Below are 13,886 nucleotides of genomic sequence, written 5' to 3'. Positions count from 1 at the left end.
CGTCACCAGCGCGGGTGGACGGCGGCGCGGAAGCGGCGGTCGTACAACTCCCGCACGGACGCGGTGAAGGCCTCGTCGAGTTCCGGCACCGAGCCCGCCGCCGCGTTCGATCGGGCCTGCGCGACGCTGCGAGCACCCGGAATGACAGACGAGACGCCCGGGAGCTGTGAGACCCACGCGAGGGCGGCTGTGGCCGGCTCGAGCCCGACGTTCTGGGCGAGTGTGGAGAACTCGTGCGCCGCTTCCACGCCCTCGTCGTAGTCGACGCCGGAGAAGGTCTCCCCCTGGTCAAAGGCCTCACCCTGCCTGTTGAAGGTGCGGTGATCGTTCGCGGCGAAGACCGTGTCGCGGGAGTAGCGGCCCGAGAGAAGTCCACTTGCCAGCGGCACTCGCGTGATGATGCCGACACCGGCTTCGCGCGCTGCCGGAAGGACCTCGTCGAGCGGCTTCAACCGGAATGCGTTGAGGATGATCTGTACCGTCGCGACGCGGGGGCGCGCGATCGCGGCGAGCGCTTCGGCAGTCGTCTCGACGCTCACACCGTAGTTCGCGATAGCCCCCTCCTCGACGAGGCGATCGAGCGCGTCGAACACAGCATCGTCGGCGTACACCGCCGTCGGCGGGCAGTGCAGCTGCACGAGGTCGAGCGTGTCGACGCCGAGATTGCGGCGACTGCGATCGGTCCACTCACGGAAGTTCTCGTACACATAGTTGGCCGGGATCTGCTCCGCGCGGCGGCCCATCTTGGTGGCGACGGTCAGCTCGACATCCGCGTTGTCGCGTCGCCACTGTCCGATGATGGATTCGCTGCGTCCGTCGCCGTAGACGTCGGCTGTGTCGAAGAAGGTGACTCCGGATTCCGCACTCGCATCGAGCACGGCACGGGCGTCAGCTTCGCTCACCTCGCCCCAATCGGCACCGAGCTGCCAGGTTCCGAGACCGATGGTGGAGACGTCGCGGCCAGTGCGACCCAGGGAGCGATGCTGCATGGGGCCGAGTCTACGGTGAACCGGGGTGAGCGCGGCCCGGACTGCGAGACAACAGCTCAGCGAAGAGCGCGTCCACAGCGGGGTCGACGCGTTGCAGCTCCGGGTGGGCGTCATGCCATCCGATGATCTCCCGAGCCGCGAGGTGGAACGCGACGGTCGGGTTGAAGTCGGGCACCACTCGACGGATCTTCGTGTTGTCGAAGATCACGGAGTGCGCCATGTCGCCGGTGAGCTGACCTGCGCGCTCGGGAGCTGCCTGCTCGATCTCGGCGCTGGTGGCGTGACGGAGCTTCGGTTCCGCCCCTGCTGCTCGACCAAGGATCGTGTAGATCTCGTTCCATGTGTAGACGAAATCGCTGGTGATCTGGAATGTGTCGCCATAAGCGAGCGGGTTGCCGAGGAGTCCGACGAATCCGACCGCGAAGTCACTCGCATGCGTGAGCGTCCACAGCGACGTACCGTCACCGTGAACGACGATCTCCTCGCCGCGCCGGATTCTGTCGATCGCCGTCCAACCACCGAATGCGGGGATCGTCCACTTGTCGTAGGTGTGCGATGGGCGCAGCACCGTCACCGGGAACGCCCGGTCGCGATACGCCCGAGCGAGCAGCTCCTCGCATGCGATCTTGTCGCGAGAGTACTGCCAGTGGGGATTGCGCAACGGCGTCGATTCCGTGATCGGCAGGCGTGCAATCGGCTTCTGGTAGGCGGATGCTGAGCTGATGAAGACGTATTGCCCCGTGCGACCTTCGAAGCGATCGATATCGCGCTGCACCTGGTCGGGTGTGAACGCGACCATGTCCACGACGACGTCGTACTCACGGCCACCGAGCGTGGCATCGACCGCCGCCGCATCCGAGATATCAGCTGTCAGGACCTCGACGCCCTCCGCGGGCGCACGGCGGGACTGCCCGCGGTTGAGCAGCGTCACCTCCATGCCACGCTGCGCCGCGAGTGCGCTTGCTGCCGAGGAGATGATCCCCGTCCCGCCGATGAACAGCACCTTCATCTGAGCCATGTCTGCACTCTATCGATGCGGGCTGCTGAACGCGCGCGCGGCTCACACCCCTTCATCAGTGATGAGCTGACCCTCGCCGACTGCGTCCGGCGCGATATCGCGTTCGATGGTCGTCTTCAGCGGCACCTCCTTGATGAAGCACAGCAACACGACCGCGACGAGCGCAAGAGGCGCCATGCCGAGCAGGAGTGGGGTCAGCGCGTCGTTGTATCCGTGCACCACGACCTCGTGCACGGATGCCGGCAGCTCCAGCACACTGTGCGGAGTGAGCGAGGCGATATCTCCGACCTGGGCTGCCGCAGCACCGGAGGGAAGCCGAGTCCCGATGATGTCCACCAACCTCACGGCGAACAGGCTCCCGATCACCGCGCTGCCCAGCGAGGCGCCGATCTGACGGAAGAAGTTGTTCGCGGCAGTCGCTGTGCCCACCACCCGGTTCGGGAACGTGTTCTGCACGATCAGCACAAGAATCTGCATGTTGATGCCCAGGCCCATTCCCAGCATGCCCACGTCCATGCAGAAACGCCAAAGCGGGGTCTCGGGCGTCATCGTGCCCAGCAAAACCAGTCCGAGCGCGACCAAAGCCGCCCCAACGATCGGCATCCACTTGTAGCGCCCGTACTTGCTCACGAGCCAACCGCTGAGCAGTGAGGTGATCAGCATCATGCCCATCATCGGAACCATAAGGATGCCCGCCATCGTGGCATCCGCACCGAATGTCATCTGCAGATAGGTCGGCAGATACCCGATCGCGCCGAACATCGCGACGCCGATGAGCAGGCCCGCGGCGGTGGCGAGGTTGAAGTTGCGGTGCCGGAACAGGACCAGCGGGATGATCGGCTCGACGGCGTGCCGTTCCGCGAAAACGAACAGCACACCGAACACGACGGTTGCCGCGATGAGCGAGAGGATGACCGGGGACGTCCATTCGTAGTCATTGCCGCCCCAGGAGGCGACCAGGATGAGACTCGCCGTTGCCGCCGCGAGCGTCATCATCCCGAACACGTCGATCTTCGGCTTCGAGTTCGTGCCCTTCGGCAGATGCAGCAGAGTGATCGCCGCCGCAAGCGCGAGAGCGCCGAGGGGGATGTTGATCCAGAAGGTCCAACGCCAATCGACCTCTTCGGTGAGCCAGCCGCCAAGGAGCGGGCCGGCCACCGACGACACAGCGAAGACAGCGCCGATGATGCCCATGTATTTACCGCGCTCGCGCGCCGGAACGACATCGGCGATAATCGCCTGCGACAGGATGATGAGTCCGCCGCCGCCGAGCCCCTGCACGATTCGTCCGACGATGAGCACCGTCATGTCGGGGGCGAGCGCACCGATCACGGAGCCCGCCATGAACGTCACGATCGCGAAGATCATCGGCCCTTTACGACCGATCAGGTCGCTCATCTTGCCGTAGATCGGCATCATGATGGTCGAGGCGAGGATGTACGCGGTCATCACCCACAGCATCTGATCGACGCCGCCGAGTTCACCCACCATCGTGGGCATCGCGGCGCTGAGCACTGTCTGGCTGAGCGAGGCGAGCAGCATGGCCAGAACCAGCCCGATGAAGAGCAGGATGATGCCCCGCCGCGACTCGTGCGAGCGGGGCCGTGGATTGGTCGAGGAAACAATCATGGCAGCGTACGCAATACCTCTCGAAGGGTGTGCAGAGCTTCGTCGACCTGGGGTCGGATGTCAGCGGCCGAGGTGTGCCCCTCGATGATCTTTCGGATGCTCAGGCGGAGCACCGCATTGCACGTCACAACCAGAGCACGCGCTGCATCGTCGATCTCCGACAGTGCAGTGAAGGTGCCTCCGGTCCGCATTCGGTCGGCAACAGCACCGGCGATGCGCTGCTCGACGCCGATCATTCGCGCCCACTGCCGCTGAAGGAGCTGCGGATGCTGCGCCATCAGTGCTCTGCGCTGTTCAAGCAGTGTCTCGTCGCTGGGCGTGAAGACTCCGAGCATGAGCGTCAGAATGTCGCCGATGAGATCGTCGGAGGTTCCGGAGCGCAACACGTCGAGTTCGTCGTCGCTCGGCAGCCCCTCGTGCAGGCCGACGAACGCATCTTCTTTGGTCGGGTAGTAGTTGAAGAACGTGCGCGGCGAGATGTCAACGCGCGCGCTGATCTCGGCGACCGTCGCCGCTTCTGGCCCGAGTTCGAAAGCCAGGTCCACGGCCGCTCGATGGATCGCATCTCGCGTCTGCCGCTGCTTACGGGCTCTCAGACCTTCTGGTTGTTGCACGTACGCATTATTGCACGATCTGCAATTATGCACGAGATGCAGGTCACGTACTATGCAGTGCAGCGGGCTGACGGAATGACCAAAGCAAAACGACGCCCGCTACCGATTCGTCACGATTGAGGTCATCCCATGAGAAGCATGAACCGCACCGCCAGTACGCTTGCCGCCACCATCGGACTCAGCATCCTTCTCACTTCCTGCACCACCGCGACACCAGAAGCATCCGCTCCCCCGGCGAGCGACCACGCGGTGACGGATCAAGCGGACGCACCGTTCGGGACACCACGCGCGGTCGCTACCGGTCTGAACGCACCATGGTCAGTTGTCTTCCTCGACGGCACCCCACTAATCAGCGAGCGCGACAGCGGCCGCATCCTTGAACTCGCAGACGATGGCAGCACACGCGAGATCGGAACGGTGGCGGGCATCGACCATGCCGGCGAGGGCGGGCTCCTCGGCATGACCGTGGGCGACGGGCGGCTCTATGTCTACTCGACCGGGACGGACGGAAACCGAATCCAACGCTACGACGTGACTGGCGCACCGGGATCACTCGCGCTGGGCGACGCCATGACGATCCTCGACGAGATACCTTCTGCGAGCTACCACGATGGCGGACGCCTGGCATTCGGCCCCGACGGCATGCTCTACGCCACCACCGGCGATGCTGGTCAGGGCAGCGCCGCCCAAGATCTGGATTCCTTGGGCGGCAAGATCCTCCGCATGACCATCGACGGCGAAGTCCCGGACGACAATCCGTTCGCCGGGTCGCTCGTGTACAGCTACGGACACCGCAACCCCCAAGGGCTGTCCTGGGCGGACGACGGCACCATGTTCGCAACCGAGTTCGGGCAGAACACCTGGGACGAGCTGAACATCATCACCCCCGGCGCCAACTACGGATGGCCCACAGTAGAAGGCATCGCGAACAACGACGACTTCACGGATCCCGTGCAGCAATGGGAACCGAGCATTGCCAGCCCCAGCGGCATGACCCATCTTGATGGCATTCTGTTCATCGCAAACCTCCGCGGAACAGTACTCCGAACAGTTCCCGTCGCCGACCCCACGGCGTCAACCGACTACTTCAGCGGCGAGTACGGCCGCATCCGCGACGTCACCGTCACACCAGACGGCACCATCTGGTTCATCACGAACAACACTGACGGACGAGGCGAACCCGATGCCGACGATGATCGCCTCATCGAAGCGACCTGGGGATAGCGCCATCCCGCTGACCGATGAGTGGTCGACGCAAGATTGAACTAATTGGTGACGCTAGAGGTGAAGCGGTTCGAACACATCATCCTGCATGACCCTCGATCAGGCCTGCGGCGAGAGGCGTGCCGCAGGTGCCATTTGACTACGACTGCCCGTGGAGTCAGAGACTGTGGGATTTGAACAGGGGCCCACAGAATGTGTGGAAAAAACCCCGCAAAACAGCTTTTGACCAGGGTTTTTATGGCGGAGACGGAGGGATTTGAACCCCATCTTTCGTATCCGGTCTCGACCCGAACCAGTCAGAAACGCTGGATCTACGCGGTTATAGGATCTGGAAAATCTGGGCTCAACCCGTCTCAGCGGGGTTGATTCTTGGGTGACGTCCCGTGGAGTGGATGCTCCTATTGATGTCAAGCAGCGATTTGCTTTGATTCATGCTGTCGAGATCGGGTGTCGAGCCAGGTACTGAAAGTCATCTCCAGGGCGGGGTCTGCTCGTTGCCCTATTTCGAATCGGCGGAGGCGCTGGTATGGGACGTTGAGTTGATTCGCGGCCTCGGTCAGTACGACCCCGAGGGTTTGACGGCGTTGGCGCAGGCGCGGACCGTTAGGTAGGGCGACGTCGGGGTCGGTGAGGAGCGCAAAGATCTCGTTGGCGACATGACGCTTTAGGCAACGGACGATGTCACGGTCGGAGAGGCCTTCGGCGGTCCGCCTGGCGATGTATGCCATGGTCCGGGCCTCCTTATGGCGTTTACGTAGGAGCACGATGCGATGCAGAGCAGCGTTGGCCTGCCGGTCTCCACCGCGGGAGAGTCGGAAGCGTTGCCTGGTTCCGGAGGATGCCGGTATAGGTGCGACACCGCAGAGCGCTGCGAATTGCGCCTTTGTGGCGACGCGGCCAGGATTGTCGCCGATGGTAGCGAGCAGGTGGGCGGCGACAACAGGGCCCACTCCGCTCGCGGCCATGAGCGCGGGGTTCTGACGGCTAGTGAGAGCACTGAGCTGGCGATCGATCTGGGTGATGTCTGCTGTCAGCGTTTGATGGCGCTGCGCAAGTCGTTTCGCTGAGGCTCGGATCATCGAAACAGGGCTTGTCCCCGCTGACGGACGAGAGCGAACGAGAGCACTGACGAGCTTGTCGCCGTTGTAACGGCGAAAGTCCTTGCGGATATCCTCAGGTGCACTGACAAGCAGACAGTGAATCTGATTGATGCTCGCGGTTCGTGCCTTGGTGGCGGAGGACCTCTCCGCGAGCAGAACCCGCATTGATTCGACATCACCATCACGCTGTTTTGGTGTCGTGATCCCCTTCCCAACGGCGACGGCAAGCGCTGCCTGCCATGCATCGAGGGGATCGGATTTGCCGCGTAGCCGACGCTCCGACCGGTTCGCGTGCGCAACCTCGAGCACACGTATGCCGGCTCTCGTCAGCACGCGAGTGAGCTCAGCACCGTAGGACCCGGTGCCCTCGACACCGATCGCTTCAACAATGCCGTGTTCGTGGAGGAACTCGACGATTCGGCGGTATCCGCTTCCGACCGCCAGGAACTCTCGGTCGGTGATCGGCCGGCCGAGCTCATCAACGATGGCAACGTGGTGGGTGTCTTTGTGGGTATCGACACCCGCGAAAATGGTAGGCGAATCCCCGCCCGAGACGGTCCTTCGTGGTGATGCGTTCGCTGCCATGACTTCGATGCTCCCGTTTCTTCGTTGAAGGGGTATCGCCGTTGATCAGGAAAAGCAGACAGCACAGAGATGAGACTGGAGGTCAGGCTCCTTCAAGTCATGCCCCACCGATCAATCGGCGCTAGCGGCTCTGACACGGCGGACAGATCCACTCAAAGACAACCTCGAGAGGTGTCGGTGGAGATTTGAGTCACCCCGCACCAGAGCCATATCCAGTATCTCTGTGGAGATTCGGATGGGGTTGTCTGCGTCGTAGACGTGGGTGAGCCATCGTGCGATGGTCAGTGAGAACTGTCTAGGAATCTCAACGTAAGGACACAACGCACGATGGCTCTTGACCAGTCTGCCCTCCTCGAGCTCCTTGGGGAACTGAAACTCACCGATGTCACCGACCGGATCCGTGTCGCGACCGAAACGCTGTATCAGGAGCTGATCGATGCGGAAGCGGCCGCGTTCATCGGCGCGGCCCCGTTCGAACGCTCCCCGGAGCGGACAACACAACGCAACGGGACCCGCCCGCGCACTCTGACTACGACGGCCGGGGACTTGGACCTGCGGATCCCGAAGCTGCGACAGGGAAGCTTCTTCCCGTCACTGTTGGAACGGCGCCGCAGGGTCGATCAGGCGCTGTTCGCGGTCGTGATGGAGGCGTATGTTCACGGCGTCTCCACGAGGAAGGTTGATGACCTCGTGAAAGCGCTCGGCGCAGACACCGGCATCTCGAAATCCGAGGTCTCACGCATCTGCGCGAATCTCGACGAGGACGTTGCCGCGTTCCGCGACCGGCCTCTCACGGACACGAGCTACCCGTATGTGTTCCTCAATGCGACCTACTGCAAGGCCAGGGTCGGCCGGCGGGTCGTGTCTCAGGCCGTGGTCGTCGCGATCGGCGTCGCCGCGGACGGGCGGCGGGAAGTCCTCGGGTTCGAAGTCGGAGAGACCGAGTCGCAGCCGTTTTGGACGAGCTTCCTGCGCTCGTTGAAAGCCCGCGGGCTCGACGGGGTGAAGCTCGTCATCTCCGATGCTCACACGGGGCTAATCTCCGCGATCGAGACCGTGTTCCAGGGCTCGAGTTGGCAGCGGTGTCGGGTGCATTTCATGCGCAACGTGCTCTCGAACGTCCCGAAAGCGTCGGGGCCGATGGTCGCGTCGATCATCCGCACGATCTTCGCGCAACCCGACACCGAGCATGTCTTCACCCAGTTCCACGAGGTCGTGCGGATGCTGACCCGGTCGCATCCGAAGATCGCGGACATGCTCGAGAACGCGAAGAACGACATCCTCGCGTTCTGCGGTTTCCCGCAGCAGCACTGGCGACAGATCTGGTCCACGAACCCGCTCGAGCGCGTCAACAAAGAGATCAAACGCCGCACCGATGTCGTCGGCACATTCCCGAACCCCGCCGCGCTCCTGCGCCTCGCCGGGCACGTCCTGATCGAGCAACACGACGAATGGGACGGCGCCGACCGCCGCTACTTCAGCGAGCACTCCATGAAGCTCCTCACCGCCACCGACGAGGAGGTGGCGATCCCCGAACTCAACGCGGCATAATCAAAAGCACTGACCCGCACGGTGTCGAGAAACTCCACCACACAGCGGGACGTCACCTACGTTGCAGTTCGGCTGAGTGTTACCACGGGCTCAATACCGTTGACGCCACCTTAACATTTCTGCTCAGTTTGGTCTCCCAACCGTTCGTCCCAGGGCAGCGGTCTCAGCGGTCGGCGCTATTTCGGCGACGTCGCGAAGATCGCGGATGCGGCCACTTCGAACATCCCCCCGACGCCCTGGCAGAACGCGAGCTCGACGTTCTCGACCTGCGCCGGAGCGACGCCGCGAATCTGCCGAATTGACTCCTGAAGCGCGAACATACCGTACATGCCCGTGTGTGTGTACGAGAGTCCTCCCCCATTGGTGTTGAGTGGAAGCGAGCCGCCCGGCAGTGTGTTGCCGTCCTCAACAAACGCTCCTGCCTCGCCGCGGCCGACGAATCCGAGATCCTCGAGGGCATAGAGAGGAACATGCGCGAACGCGTCGTACACCTCTAGATGATCGATGTCTTTCGGAGTCACGCCTGCCTCAGCGAACGCGGCGCTACTGGAATCGCGGAATGCTCTCGAGCTCGAGAAATCGTGCATCTGTGAGACGAGAGTGTGCTCCCAACTCTCTCCCGTACCTATAACGTAGGCGTGCCGACCGGGGAGATCCTTCGCCCGTTCGACAGAGGTGACAACGAATGCTCCTCCCCCATCCGTGACCACACAGCATTCGTCTTTGTGGAATGGGTAGGCGATGAACCGTGAACCGAGTACATCGTCGACTGTAATCGGTTTCTTCACGTACGCCCGCGGGTTGAGCGCAGCCCAGGTTCGTTGCGTGACCGCGACTGACGCCAGCTGTTCGTGGGTGACTCCGCGTTCTTTCATGAACCGCAGCACGGGAATGGTGAACAACGAGAAGAACGGCCCGGTTCCATACGGCGACTCAAACTGACCACTCGGTGAAGCGGGTCCGAACGCCAAGCGGTCCTCGCCTACTCGTGAACGACCAGACTGTCCGTGACTGACCAAGACCGCGCTGGCCCGACCGGTCTCGATCGCTGCGATTGCATGCCGGAGGTGAAGGAAGAACGAGCATCCGCCGATGCTCGTATTGTCTATCCACCGCGGGCGGATGCTTAGCGCCTCGGCAATGCGAAGCGCGTTGGCACCCGTGGCCGAGATGCCGTCGATCTCACTGACATCAAGTCCGGAGTCCTGAATAGCAAGTACCGATGCCTCGACATTAAGTTGGAGTCCCGACATCGTCGGGATCACCCCCAGCTCGCTCGTCTCCGATGCACCGACGATCGCAGTAGTGGCGCTCATGCGATCACCGCCGGGCGGAACACGGGCAACACGACCCCGTCGCGTTCTTCGAACGCCACTTCGAGCTCCATGTCAAGCTGAAGTGCTTCCGGAGTGTTCTCAACACCGACGATATTCGTCATCATCCGAGGTCCCTCTGCGAGTTCGACGACCGCGATTGCATACGGCAACCTTTCTTCAAATCCCGGCGAGGGCCGGTGCATGATGTTGTAAGAATGAAGGGTCGCTTTCCCCGACACACGCACCCATTCCGTTGGCCCACCCAGCACAAACGGCGAGTAGAGCTTCGGGTAGAAGAAATGCTTTCCAGTCGTAAGGCATCGCTGGATCCACAACTCGCGCTCGGAAACCTTGTCCCAATAAAACTGGGTCTCGGGCGTCGGAACTGGCAGCGCCTGATCCATTGTTCTCCTTCTATCGTTCTGGCTTGTCGCGATCGTCAATCTAGTCAGCGATACGGCGGCATATACACAATGTCCATGGGTCCTCCTTGAACCACGGCCTCGGTTTCGAGTAGTGCGTCGATCTGCACTTCTGGCACACCGCTCTCGCGTAAGAGCTCCACACTGTGTTCCCCAATTCCCGGCGTAATGCTGAGTCGCGGCACCATCGTGCGGTCGAAGTCGACAAGAGCTCCAGGAGCGAAAAAATCGACCGAATCAGAAGTTGTGAACGATGAGATCACACCGACTGCACTCGACACTGGATCCGCCGCTACCTCGCTCACTTTCCGCGCGGGCACAGCGGGAACCTCCGCCGCCTTCAGCCGGGACAATGCCTCGTGACGAGGCAATTGTCCCAGCACGCGGGTGATCTCGGTCACCGGGTCGATACGGAGTTGTTCCTGGTCGACCAGCAGGCCGGCTGCAATCCACTTCGCATGTTCGATCGTCGGCACCTGGATGCGCACGATCCCATCTCTGACTGGGTAGTACCGGTCCGAGGGCGAAGTGCCCACGAAATCACGACCTCCAGAGCGTCCCGCGGAGCGATTCGGGTAGTCGAGCACATCCGGTGCTTGAAGGAAAGCCGCTGTCGTGCCGAGCGCGGTCGAGAGATGGAGCCCTTCATCCCGCGAGGCCACGGCGTGGAGTCCGAGCACGGCGGCGAACGCACCGCACACAGCCGTAGTCAGGTCGTTAACCGGCATGGAATACACGACAGGTTCTTCATCGCCGCCCTGTGCGTACATCATTCCTGATGCAGCTTGGAGAACCGTGTCATACCCGGGGCGTTTCGACAGCGGACCCCGTTCACCGTACGCAGTAACGGCGACCGTGACGACGCGATCGTTCAGTGACCTGAGCTGCGAATCACCGATCCCCAGTCGCTCCATGACTCCGAGACGGAAATTGTTGACGACCACGTCACACGTCGACAGCACGGAAAGAATTGCATCGCGGCTGGCATCTTGTCTGAGATCAACAGCGAGAGCGCGGTAGCCTCGGTTCACTCCGAATCCTTGCACACGCCATGGGTCTCCCTCTGGTGACTCTATTTTGATCGCGTTCGCGCCGAGCGACGCGAGTAAGCAGCCGACATAGGGGCCCGCGACGAAGGAACCCAGTACACCGACCGTGAATCGGGCTAGCGGCCCCCCGGTGCGCGTTGCAGAGCGCGATGAGATGCGCTCATGCTCCGGCGCGAGCCAGGTCATGCCGGATACCGAAACGGCGGCCGTTGCAGGAGCGATCGTTGCGGGCGCACTGAGTGAATCGATGATTGCACCGGGACCGACCACGTCGCCGATCACCGGGTCGGCGAGTGTGATTCGCTGGCTCATCGCCTGCATCTGTTCGGATTCGAGCCACTGATCCCGACGAAGGAGCTGGGTGCACGGAATATCCGCTGCCTCGAGAGCTTCGACCCAGTCACTGGCCTGCCGTTGGCGAAAACGCGCCGCGAACTCGGCGATAGCCCAACTCGAGTTCTCCTGACTCCATAGGCGCTCTACGCGACCACCTATCCGCGGATCCTCGAGGAGGGTATGCATGCCTGTAGCATCGACGACGGCGCGGGCGAATTTAGGTCCAAGCCCCCCGACGAAGATCCAACGCCCGTCAGCGCATTCGTATCGCGTGTAAACCGGGTTGAGCCCCCCCGGTCCTACCGCCCGATCAGGATCGGGCGCGTCGGTGGGTCGGGTGAACTGCGAGTTTCCGAAGATGAGAGCCGCCTGGAATCCGCTGACGGAGACGGACTGTCCGGCCCCGCTCTCGCGGGACTCGATAAGGGCCGCCACTGCCGTCGTCGCCGCCCAAACGCCTTGCATTCGTTCAAGGAAAGGATAAACCGAGGTGACCGGGTCTCCGGAGTAAGACGACTGATATGTCGAAAGTCCTGTGATAGCTTCCAGAAGTTCGGCAGACTCCTTCTCACCGAACCACGGCGCTCCTTCGGGAAGGTAAGCAGGCGTAAAGAGAACGATTCGCTGAGTCGCCAGCGAATCGACGTCGAGCCCGAAAGCAACGAGGCGCTCAACCGTGCCGGCAACGATAATCTCCGCAGTCTTAGCCAGGTTATCCACGGCCTCGCGGTCCGCTCTGTCACCAGGATCTGCGATCGCGATGCGCTTGCTCCGATTATTCACCAACCAGTCAGCGAGGCGTTGTGCGTCTGATGGCCGTAAGCGGGGATCTGTGGTGACGACCTTCATGACATCGGCACCATAGTCTCCGAGCAGCGAGGCCGCCCGGCTTGCGGCCCCATCATTGGAGAGATCGAGCACTCGCACATCTTCGAGCAACCGGGTCTGCGATTTTTCGTCGTTCAAGCGGCGTCTCCTTTTCAATATCGAATACGGGCACATAGAGCACGATACTAGAATCTGATTCGGGTTACTTCCGACAGTCCTCCGTTCTCATCCGCGAACCAGATCGGCGTGGTGAGAACCCCCGTTAGCGAGAATGACTCCCGGGGGTTCTGCTTTTGAGGCCAGTGATACTCAGTCGCGTTCAAAACCCGGGGCAACAAGCTTGACCTTCGCCGGGCTTGCGAAGGAGCGTTCGGCCATCTCGGCAAGAGTTTCCAGATCCCAATCCTCGGCCGAGCTGATCTCACGGATCGGTTCGGGGATGTTATACAGTTCTACCGAGTTGCCTCGGACACCGACAACACGGCCGTTGAGCCACCCAGACCGGTCACTCGCGAGGTACGTCGCCATCGGTGCGATGTGACGGGCGCCCGCTGTCTCCTCGGTCGACTCATTGCCCGTCCTGAGGTGATCGGGGATGATCGCGGTCAGTCGCGATGCCGCACGCGGAGAGATGGCGTTCGTCGTCACGCCGTATTTGCTCAGGGCATTCGCCGTCGAATAGGTGAGTCCGACGATGCCCATTTTCGCCGCGGCATAGTTGGGCTGACCTGCAGACCCATGAAGACCTGCGATCGAGCTGAAGTTGATGATGCGGTAGTTAGCGTTAGGGTTGCGCTGCCCCCGCCAGTAGGCTGCAGCCGGACGAATCGTGTTGTAGTGCCCCTTGAGGTGCACGTTGATGACCGCGTCCCAGTCTTTCTCCTCAAGGTTGAAGATCATCCGGTCCCGTAGAATGCCGGCGACATTAACGAGAACGTCAAGGCGGCCATACGCGTCGATCGCCTTCGCAACGAGACGTTCGCCTGTCTCGAACTTTGAGATATCACCGCCGTCGTATTGAGCGGAGCCGCCCTTAGCGATGATCTCCTCCGCCATCACCTTGGCAGGGCCCTCATCGTCCCCAACCCCGTCCGGACTCGCTCCGAGATCATTGATAATGAGCTTGGCGCCTTCATCCGCGAACTTGCGGGCGATCGCCGCTCCGATTCCGTTGCCACCGCCTGTGATGATAGCAACTTTTCCGTCCAGCCAGCCTGCCATGTGT

The 13,886-nt window shown here is 62.0% G+C and carries 11 protein-coding genes; 2 read left to right on the top strand and 9 right to left on the bottom strand.

The window, feature by feature from the left end; translation table 11 throughout:
* Positions 1 to 2: 2 nt before the first annotated feature.
* The 4 genes from ACSU1L_RS10850 to ACSU1L_RS10835 are packed head-to-tail and all read right to left on the bottom strand — an operon-like array spanning position 3 to position 4,181.
* Complete coding sequence (locus tag ACSU1L_RS10850; RefSeq protein WP_439255795.1) at positions 3 to 989, bottom strand: aldo/keto reductase; 987 nt, start codon at positions 987 to 989, stop codon at positions 3 to 5.
* Positions 990 to 999: 10 nt separating this feature from the next.
* A complete protein-coding gene (locus ACSU1L_RS10845) occupies positions 1,000 to 2,007 on the bottom strand; it encodes an SDR family oxidoreductase (RefSeq protein WP_439255794.1) in 1,008 nt (335 codons plus the stop codon).
* Between the two features lie 42 nt (positions 2,008 to 2,049).
* A complete protein-coding gene (locus ACSU1L_RS10840) occupies positions 2,050 to 3,636 on the bottom strand; it encodes an MDR family MFS transporter (protein ID WP_439255793.1) in 1,587 nt (528 codons plus the stop codon).
* Positions 3,633 to 4,181: a TetR/AcrR family transcriptional regulator gene (locus ACSU1L_RS10835; RefSeq protein WP_439255792.1), complete on the bottom strand. Its 549-nt coding sequence runs from the start codon at positions 4,179 to 4,181 to the stop codon at positions 3,633 to 3,635. Before ACSU1L_RS10835 ends, ACSU1L_RS10840 begins: the two co-directional genes overlap by 4 nt.
* A 198-nt stretch (positions 4,182 to 4,379) precedes the next feature.
* Here ACSU1L_RS10835 and ACSU1L_RS10830 point away from each other — a divergent pair, with 198 nt between their 5' ends.
* Entirely contained in the window at positions 4,380 to 5,474 is a 1,095-nt protein-coding gene (locus ACSU1L_RS10830) for a PQQ-dependent sugar dehydrogenase (RefSeq protein ID WP_439255791.1), read from the top strand.
* A 407-nt stretch (positions 5,475 to 5,881) separates the two neighbouring features.
* Here the strand turns inward: ACSU1L_RS10830 and ACSU1L_RS10825 are convergent, their stop codons facing one another.
* Positions 5,882 to 7,159, bottom strand: coding sequence for an IS110 family transposase (locus ACSU1L_RS10825; protein ID WP_439255790.1), 1,278 nt, complete (start codon positions 7,157 to 7,159; stop codon positions 5,882 to 5,884).
* 327 nt (positions 7,160 to 7,486) lie between these two features.
* Between ACSU1L_RS10825 and ACSU1L_RS10820 the strand changes: the two genes are divergently transcribed.
* A complete protein-coding gene (locus ACSU1L_RS10820; protein WP_439255789.1) occupies positions 7,487 to 8,710 on the top strand; it encodes an IS256 family transposase in 1,224 nt (407 codons plus the stop codon).
* A 176-nt stretch (positions 8,711 to 8,886) separates the two neighbouring features.
* Here ACSU1L_RS10820 and ACSU1L_RS10815 read toward each other — a convergent pair whose 3' ends face one another.
* The 4 genes from ACSU1L_RS10815 to ACSU1L_RS10800 all read right to left on the bottom strand — a co-directional run bounded on the left by ACSU1L_RS10815 (position 8,887) and on the right by ACSU1L_RS10800 (position 13,882).
* Positions 8,887 to 10,026 carry a thiolase C-terminal domain-containing protein gene (locus ACSU1L_RS10815; protein WP_439255788.1) on the bottom strand — a complete coding sequence of 380 codons (1,140 nt, stop codon included), beginning with the start codon at positions 10,024 to 10,026 and terminating at the stop codon, positions 8,887 to 8,889.
* Positions 10,023 to 10,430, bottom strand: coding sequence for a Zn-ribbon domain-containing OB-fold protein (locus tag ACSU1L_RS10810; protein ID WP_439255787.1), 408 nt, complete (start codon positions 10,428 to 10,430; stop codon positions 10,023 to 10,025). Before ACSU1L_RS10810 ends, ACSU1L_RS10815 begins: the two co-directional genes overlap by 4 nt.
* A gap of 44 nt (positions 10,431 to 10,474) precedes the next feature.
* Complete coding sequence (locus ACSU1L_RS10805; protein ID WP_439255786.1) at positions 10,475 to 12,799, bottom strand: CoA transferase; 2,325 nt, start codon at positions 12,797 to 12,799, stop codon at positions 10,475 to 10,477.
* A 171-nt stretch (positions 12,800 to 12,970) separates the two neighbouring features.
* Entirely contained in the window at positions 12,971 to 13,882 is a 912-nt protein-coding gene (locus tag ACSU1L_RS10800) for an SDR family NAD(P)-dependent oxidoreductase (protein WP_439255785.1), read from the bottom strand.
* Between the last annotated feature and the right edge of the window lie 4 nt (positions 13,883 to 13,886).

The sequence above is a fragment of the Microbacterium sp. A94 genome (assembly GCF_051842855.1).
GTDB lineage: Bacteria > Actinomycetota > Actinomycetes > Actinomycetales > Microbacteriaceae > Microbacterium.
The sequence above is the reverse complement of the archived record's forward strand: the minus strand, read 5'-3'. Positions and strand labels throughout refer to the sequence as shown.